At 40.9% G+C, this 8,287-nt stretch carries 5 protein-coding genes and 1 pseudogene; 2 read left to right on the forward strand and 4 right to left on the reverse strand.

What is annotated here, in order from left to right; all coding sequences use genetic code 11:
- Nucleotides 1-124 precede the first annotated feature (124 nt).
- A complete protein-coding gene (locus ABPH35_RS09555) occupies nucleotides 125-5,938 on the forward strand; it encodes a ZmpA/ZmpB/ZmpC family metallo-endopeptidase (protein ID WP_349989502.1) in 5,814 nt (1,937 codons plus the stop codon).
- A 359-nt stretch (nucleotides 5,939-6,297) separates the two neighbouring features.
- Here the strand turns inward: ABPH35_RS09555 and ABPH35_RS09560 are convergent.
- The 4 genes and pseudogenes from ABPH35_RS09560 to ABPH35_RS09575 all read right to left on the reverse strand — a co-directional run.
- Nucleotides 6,298-7,256: pseudogene (locus ABPH35_RS09560) on the reverse strand (IS66 family transposase); the annotation flags it as partial.
- The gene (locus tag ABPH35_RS09565; RefSeq protein WP_349989503.1) at nucleotides 7,210-7,416 is read right to left on the reverse strand and encodes a transposase; all 207 of its coding nucleotides are present in this window, start codon (nucleotides 7,414-7,416) and stop codon (nucleotides 7,210-7,212) included. The pseudogene ABPH35_RS09560 and the gene ABPH35_RS09565, both read right to left, overlap by 47 nt.
- Nucleotides 7,417-7,465: 49 nt before the next feature.
- Nucleotides 7,466-7,816 (reverse strand): IS66 family insertion sequence element accessory protein TnpB, encoded by a 351-nt coding sequence (gene tnpB / locus ABPH35_RS09570; RefSeq protein WP_349989504.1) that lies wholly within the window; start codon nucleotides 7,814-7,816, stop codon nucleotides 7,466-7,468.
- A complete protein-coding gene (locus ABPH35_RS09575) occupies nucleotides 7,797-7,982 on the reverse strand; it encodes a hypothetical protein (RefSeq protein WP_349988897.1) in 186 nt (61 codons plus the stop codon). The genes tnpB and ABPH35_RS09575 overlap by 20 nt, the downstream gene beginning before the upstream one ends.
- An 86-nt stretch (nucleotides 7,983-8,068) precedes the next feature.
- Here ABPH35_RS09575 and ABPH35_RS09580 point away from each other — a divergent pair.
- On the forward strand, nucleotides 8,069-8,287 hold a 219-nt coding region (locus ABPH35_RS09580), incomplete at its 3' end, for an IS110 family transposase (protein WP_368849769.1).

Consider the following 8,287-nt stretch of genomic DNA (forward strand, 5'->3'; position numbering starts at 1 on the left):
TCCTCCCCGTGATTTGTAGTCGTGATTGGCCTTCTCATTTTATATTATAGAGCAAAATAAAGAGCACAACACATTTTCATTTAGTGTTGTGCCTTGAGTGAAACGAAAGGAATGAATTATAAACATGAAAGAATTTTATCGACAGATTAGTCGCTTTTCAATACGAAAATTTTCAATTGGTGCAGCATCTGTTTTATTAGGAATGAGCTTAGTTGGTGTTTTGTCGCCAACGCTTGTTCAAGCTAATGAGCAAGAAGGAACTGCTCACATTACCTATCATTATGTTAGTGAAGAAGAGCTAACAGAAGATGAAAAAAAGCTCATCATACGTTCGTTGCCATCTGATTTTGTCTCTGGAGATACGACCTATTACATGGTCTATCGTCCCTTATCAAGTGGTCAAGAAATACTACCAACTACTGGTAGTCAAGGTTCTTCAGCTCTGCCAATAATAGCTGGCGCAGCCTTGCTGATTTGTGCAGTAGCCTTTCATAAGAAAAAGAAGGTTTGGCTTACAACTGCTTTTGTCGTAACCAGTCTCGGTCAGGTTCTGCCGATACCAGAAGTCGCAGCTATTACGCATAGTCTATTTGCTTATTATACCCAAGAATTTGATGTCACAAATGGGACAATTTTACCAGAAACAGTACGCGAAATTGAGGGTTACCGTTTTGTTGGTTATATTATTGAAACACCTAGGAAAACGATTGCAGAAAAAACAGAGCAATCAAGTATTTCTCCTTTAGAAGAAACGAATCAAGAAGTAGTAAAGTCAGACTTTCTGCAAGAAGTGCTCTCTCCATCAGAAATTCCAAGTGAAGAGACGCTAAATCTGGCTAAGCCAATTTCCCCAATAAAGGAAGATCCTGTTAGCCCAGTGCCGGAAATTCCGAAAGAACAAATTCCCACTCTCGATAAGGGAAATTTGCCGAATGTTTCTCCTGCACCAATAACCCCAGAGCATGAGACACTAGCTATCCCAGAAGCAGAAGTTTCAGTTGCCCCAGCTCCCACTCCGGAAGAAAAACCGATTCCTGAGACTAACTCTTCAGCAGAAGGTTCAACAAATCCAGTAGAACTAGAGGAACCAACAGAGGTTATTACTTCAACACCAGAAAAACACTATGATGTTCTGGGAAGCGAGGTGTTGACTGTAACGAAACCGACTTTACCAGTAGAAGAGGTTCCACAATATGAAGTCCCAAGTGAAAATGTCCCAACAGTTGAAAAAACAACCTTATCAGTTGAGGAAGTAAATGTTGATACTGAGCAAGGCCAGAATACTCCTGATGAATCTACGCCTAATGACGAATATACAGATATTCTTACTGAGCCATCCAATCCAAGTCAAGAAAAACCAGTACCATCAGACGATCTGGTTAATCCAGCAACGTCAGAGCATGAAACACAAGAAACTCCGGACATAGAAATTCCCTCTACCCCAACTCCGGCAGAAAAACCGACTCCTGATACTGGCTCTTCGTCAGAACTTCCAGTTACTCCTGCGGAACCAGAGAATGAAACGCCGTCTACATCCGAACCAGTCGTTCCAGTTAGTCCGGTAGAACCAGAAACTCCAACTGATACTGTCACTCCAGAACCAGAAAAACATGCGGATGTTCTAGGAGAAGAGGTGTTGACTGTAACGAAGCCACTTGCTCCACTTGAATTGATGGTAGCAACTGATAAATTAGATCAAGGTTCACAAAAAGAAGTTGATACAATCAACAAAACACCAGAAAGTGTGGCAGCCTATCAAGCAGCAAAAGAAAAAGCTCTCGAGATTCTAGCAGAGGCGAATGCTGTCATTGTAAACCAAGCAGCTAGTCCAGAATCCATTTCTGAAGCGCAACAGAAGGCAGAAGAGGCCCTTAAAAATCTAGAAGCAGCAGAAGCGGCTCTGCAAAACAAATCTCTTACCAAGCCAATCTTGAATTTGCAAACTCTAGAAAAGCAGGAGAAAGATAAGTCAGTTCGATTGACGTATCAATTGACCGACCCTGACGATACCTTTGTTTCTGCCACTGCCCAGATTTATTCTGGAGATACCTTGGTTAGAGAAGTCACCTTGTCCAAGGAAGAGTTGGCTGGAACAGTAATCCCAGGATTGGATTATGATGTGGACTACCAGCTCAAAACGATTTTTGAGTATCATGCAGAAGCTGATCAAGTGCGTGAAATGCTAGAACGTGTGGAACCGTTTGTCTTGGAGCGCAAGCAGATTGAACTGAAAAATCTACGTGATCTTGCTCTTTACACCTACAAAAATGGAGTTAAGACAAAGGTCATCAGTTTAGAAGAAGTTGGATCTGTCGGTGATTATTTTGCAAGCTTTGTATCCGAAACTGGCAAGGAAGTGCAATTGCCCATCAAGGAAATCGTAGCTGACGGTAATGGTTTTAAAGTAGTTGCTACTCATCCTGAGCTTGTACAACGTAATGCAGCAGGTGATTATGAAGATGACTACAGCTTTAGGATTGGTCGGATTGCTCCAGCACAAAATGGTATCTATACTTCTTTCAAAGATTTGATTGAGTCTATCAATGCCAATCCAAGCGGAACGTTTACTCTGGGAGCTGACTTGAGTGCCAGAGAAATGGATAAACCAGCGACCAACTATGTCACAGCTCCATTTACAGGTACGCTTAACGGTCTCCATGATGGAAAGAATTACACGATTTATGGCTTGCAAGCTCCGCTCTTTGAAAGCACAAATGGGGCAACTCTATCTAATCTCAATCTATCTGATGTAGCTATTCAGTCAACAAGACCCAATGTAGGTGCCTTCGTTAACCAAGCAAATGGAACAACAATAGAAAATGTAGCGATTGAAGGGAGTATTACTGCTCCACATAATGTAGCTGGTTTAGTCTATTCTGCTCAATCGAATACCACTATCCGCAATGTAGACCTTAATATGAAAATTACAACGACAGCGACTGATACAGAAATGAAATCAGGTGGTGTGGTAGGACAAATTGGTAATAGTAATATCCAAAAAGTACATGCAAAAGTTGCGATAGACACTAATGTGAGAGCAGCACAAGAGTTTGGTGGCGTTCTAGGTGTCGCTTCAAATAATGTGACGGTATCTGATGTCTATGTGGAAGGGATATTAGATAATAAAGGTGGTGGACGAGTTGGTGCGATTAGTGGTAGTGCAGGTCGTGCAGTCCTTACTCGCATTGTATCGGCAATTCCGGTGACAAAAGGTTCTACCTTAAATGGAACAGGAGACGGAATTAATGCAACAGAGATCTATGGCGTTGAAGGAAAAGCGACTGCCAATGTTCAGTCTAACAAAATAAGTTTGATTTCGGCAGAAGCTGTAGCTGAAAAAGTGAACGCAATGGATATAACTGCCACTTTATCGGATAAAGAATCACTTGTTGGACAAAGTTCGAAAGTGATCGATTATCGTAATTTGCCTCACTATGAAGCAGCTCGTGAAATTGCTTATCGCAATACTGAAAAACTCTTACCGTTTTATAATCGTGAATATATCGTTAAGCAAGGGAATAAGATTGATGCCTCAAGTAAGTTGTTTAAAACAAAACTTGTTTCGATTGTCCCAATGAAAGATAAGGAAGTCATTGCAAATCTTTATAATCAGAAGACGGCTATCAATCGTCTGCTTTTAAACTATGAGGATGGCAAGGTTGAATATTTAGACATTACACCGGGTTCATCTTTTGCTGCTGACACAATTCAAGAATATGGAATCAATGGAACAGAATTGCTCTATACGCCGGAACAATTTATGACTAATCCGTCAGATGTCATTGCCACAGCAATGAAACGAGTAGCAGGATTAACCTATTTCTCAGAAGATGTTTGGAAAGTAACCCAAGGTCATCCAGAAAGAGAAGCGGATAGCCCAAGTCACGATTCACTTGATTCGTATCAAGAAGGAATTTTAGAAGTGTTGTATCTCAAAGATGCGTTTATGCGAGTTAACAGTCGTGCTCAAGATGTTTTTGAAGCAGCACTCGCTCAAAGTGTAGCAGCAGATTTTACTGCAACGCCACTGAAAGAGCAAATGAAGGACTATATGAAAAAGAATGCTGTTGCGATTCTTGTGGGTGCAAGTTATCTTAACCGTTTGTATAATATTCAATTTGACGAGATGAACGTTGGAGAATTAGCTACGTTCTATCAAAACTTCTTTGGAACACAAGTGAATAGTTTGGAGTGGCTAGCTAACCTTGGTCGAATGGGTAATAATGCATTGGATATTAAGAATAATCCTGCGACCTATGCAAAATGGATTGCTCCAGTATCTGGTTATGCGAATCTTCGTGATTATCTAAGTGCCTACCGTACACGTTTTACGACGCTCAGTGAAAATGAGTGGTTTAAGTCGGCAACGAAAGCATATATCGTAGAAGTGCCATCGAAAGAGCTGCCAAATCAAATGTATCAAGTGTATGACCAACTTAATCGAATTGATCATCCACGTATGATTTTGCCACTTTTGAATCTGACTTCTGAAGGTATCTATATCATGAGTAATATGACAACTTTATCGTTTGGTATGTACGACAGATATATGGATATGTCGCTTAAAGAAACAAATCCTGAAAGATATGCAAGTGAACTTGATCGTGTCAATAAATTGGTAGATTATTTTGCTAAAACACAAAGAGACCATTTTGATTTTTGGTATCGCATAGCTAGACCAGAAGTAAAAGCTCTAATGTATAGTCGCAATGTGATGCCAATTCCGTCATGGGATGGTTATCTCATTCCAAAATTCGGTAATAAGCCTACTTATTGGATGCCTAAGTTTGGAGAAGGAGCATCGAGTCGAATGACAGATTTCTTTGCACCAATTGGGAAATACTATACTTCAAATGGTTTAGGAGCATATGCGACAGGGTCTTTAGTACATTTCGTATTAGATGGCATGCTAAATCAATATGGACAGTCAGTCTTTACGCATGAAATGACTCACAATATGGATGGAACGGTTTATCTCGGTGGATATGGTCGTCGAGAAGCCTTTGGTGCAGAAATTTATGCTCAAGGTCTGTTACAAGCGACTACTTCAGCAACGAATCAGATTTTTGCACTCAATACGAATATAGACTATTCGATAGCGGATGGTGGAAAATATGCGAATAATCGTGTGCATAACTTATCACCAGACCGTTTCCAAACACAAGAAGACTTAAAAGAATATCTTCAAGGACGTATGGATGTGATTTATACGCTCGAAGCTTTGGTTGGGAATGCTTTGGTGAAATTAGATAAAGCCGATCAAGCCTTATTCTATAAGAAAATTGAACGCATCAACGATCTTGGTGAATCGAGAATACGCCAATTGAATGCAGAAGATTTGGAATCTCTTACTTTAGAGAGTGTGGATAATTTAGTAGAAAATGATATTCTGCTTGGAATACATGGTGTCCATAGTAATAAAGCAAAAATTGGGAAAAATGGTTATGAAACAGAACATTTATTTGCAGCGAACTACAGTGGGTTGACGAATCCGAATGGTTCTTCAGACAGTTTAAGTATTAAGCGCTTGGCTAATGAGTTGTTGGCTGAGACGGGGTATGAAGGATTTTTAGGTTATTTATCAAATAAATATCGGGCTGAAGCACGAGCTGCAGGTGAAACGTTTAATGATTCATATATTCTCAAGAAAATTACCGATGATAAGTTTTCAAATTTCCATGAATTTAAAAAAGCGATGTACCAACGTCGTTTAGATAAAGTTAATCAGTTAAAACCAGTAAGTTTTACATACAATCAGCAGACTTATACTGCAGATGCAGCAACATTAACTCAATTGATTGATCAAGCCGTTCAAGCAGACTTAGCAGCATTAAAAGCTAAGAAAGCAACACCGAACCTTTTGAGGCTCAATGAAGCGATTTTCAAAGCGTATCTTTTAGATACAGATGACTTTAGAAGTTCGATTTATCGCTCATGATTTTTCATACTCTCAAAACATACTAAGATTAGTAGTGAGGAAATCTCCGACGGGAGAGAGTAGTCACTACTTTTTCGTTGTGTTAAAGTAGAGGTGTCTTGTGAAGTCGTGGGGCTTTTTGACGCTGGACGTCGTACTCAAAACTGGCAAGACACCTGTTTTAGGGAGAATGTTATCGAAGTATGTGGGACGCTAGACGTCGAGTATTGAAAATGACATCACTAAAACAAGGAATCAAACAAGATAAAGAGGTAATATCATGGTAACCGCTCCATAACGGAGTATATTGAAAAGTTCCAAAGTCGATTTGACTCTGGAACTTTTTCCTAAGAGAGGTCAACCCAGTCATTCTCCAAGGCAAACAGGCGATCGCAATAGGCTAATCCCTTAGCCCCTAAAGAGGTCTTGTCTGCTTTCTTGGGGGTTGCATCGAAGAACTTTCTTCTGACATGCGCCCAACAACCAACTAGCTGAGCTTTTTCTAATTGGCGATAAGCACCCAGCGGTTCGCAGTTTACCAAGCTTAGCGTCGCTTCGTTCCTCAAGCTTGGACTGCTATCGCATAGGCAGAACTAGAGGACTAAAGTCCTAAGTTACTGCCGTAACATATCACAATGTACGTAGCCTGCGTAATCCCCAAGAAACTCCTTCACAACCAAACCACTCCGGCGTTTGTCATGATGATAGAGCGTGATGCCCTTTTTCTCATGCTTACCAGACAGGAAGGTCCAGTAGTAGGTCGACTGGCTATCATTTTCCAAGACCTTATAGGAGGTTTCATCCGCATGGAGAATAGCCTGTTTCCGTAATTTCTTGTGCAACAGATCATAAATTGGCTCGAAATAATACTGACTAGACTTGATGTGCCAGTTCGCTATTTCTTTCCGTGTGATGGGCAAGCCAAGCTTATGCTAATCCTCTTCCTGCCGATAATTTGGCACCTTCAGATTGAACTTCTGATGAATCGTATGGGCAATGATGGAGGCAGAACTAAAGGAGCCTTGATAATCTTATCGCTCAGATTCTTCTGACTACAAGCCTGACACTTGTAAGCGTGTTGGACATGGTCAATCCGCTTTAATTGTGCAGGAATGAAGACCAGCTCTTGCCGTTGGACGGCTGAGCCAATCTCCTTCAACTGACCATGACAATCTGGACACGTGCAGTCTTCACCCTGTAATTCGTGATGAACCATCTCTGGAGTGAATTGACTAAAAATAGCCTGACGAACTCCCTTAGCTTTCTTGCGTTTATAGGTGATAGTTTCTGTTTCAACTGGGTAAGTCAGCGTCTTCTTCAGGCAAGCTTTCCTCACCAAATAAACTCAACTGACCAGGTTGATACACAACCTTCTCTGATGACTTACCGTAGAGTTTTTGAGTCAGATAAGCCACCTGTTCACGAAGGAGGGCAAGTTCATTTGTGAGTTGTTGGTTAACAGCTGCTTGTTGTTTAATAATGGCTACTAACTCTTCCATAGTATCACCCTCCAGTTTTCTTTATTATACCGAAAAGAAAGCCATGATTTCAATAGAAATCACGACTTTTTGAAGCATTTATTTTGGGAAAGATGGAAAATCCTTTCATCAGCCAGTCTACTTGCTCGCAAGTGAGGGCTTTTACCTCTTCTTCATTGCTTGGCCAGGTCAATTTCCCATTCTCAAAGCGTTTGTAAAGCAACCAGAAACCTTGTCCGTCCCAGTAAAGAGCTTTGAATCGGTCTTTGCGGCCACCACAGAAAAGATAAACCTGACCTGAGAAGGGATCCAAATTGAACTGACTTTTGACAAGATAGGCCAAGGAATCAATCCCTTGACGCATATCTGTTTTCCCACAAACCAAGTAAACTTGTCCTAAATCACTGAGTCGGATGGTCATAGACTAGTACCTTATCCAAGATTGTTTCCAATACTTCTTGGTTAATAGAGTGGAAGAATGTGACTTCCACTTTGCCGAGACGAATTTTCATCAAAATATCATTCCTACTCTTCTTCTCAAAGCGTCGAGATTGGGGAACAGTCAATGGGACGATGGGGTGGGACATAAAAAACCTCCAGTTTTGTTTTTATAACAGTATACTGGAGAACTGACAATCTCGGTAGATACCTCGTTATGGGGCGGTTACATATCATGCGTACAGTATTCGGGATTGATGTGAGTAAAACAAGTTCAGAAGTGGCAATTCTAGTCAACGGTGAGAAGGTTCATGGCTATACCATGCCGAGTGATGCCATCGGCTTCACTCGGTTGTTGGACGATTTGAAAACTGTTCACAACCCTGAGATTGTCTTTGAAGCGACAGGCGTCTATTCTCGTCGTCTCCAGGCTTTTCTTGAGGAAAATGGCTAC

Origin of the sequence: Streptococcus handemini (assembly GCF_040984445.1) — a bacterium.
Taxonomy (GTDB): Bacteria; Bacillota; Bacilli; order Lactobacillales; family Streptococcaceae; genus Streptococcus; species Streptococcus handemini.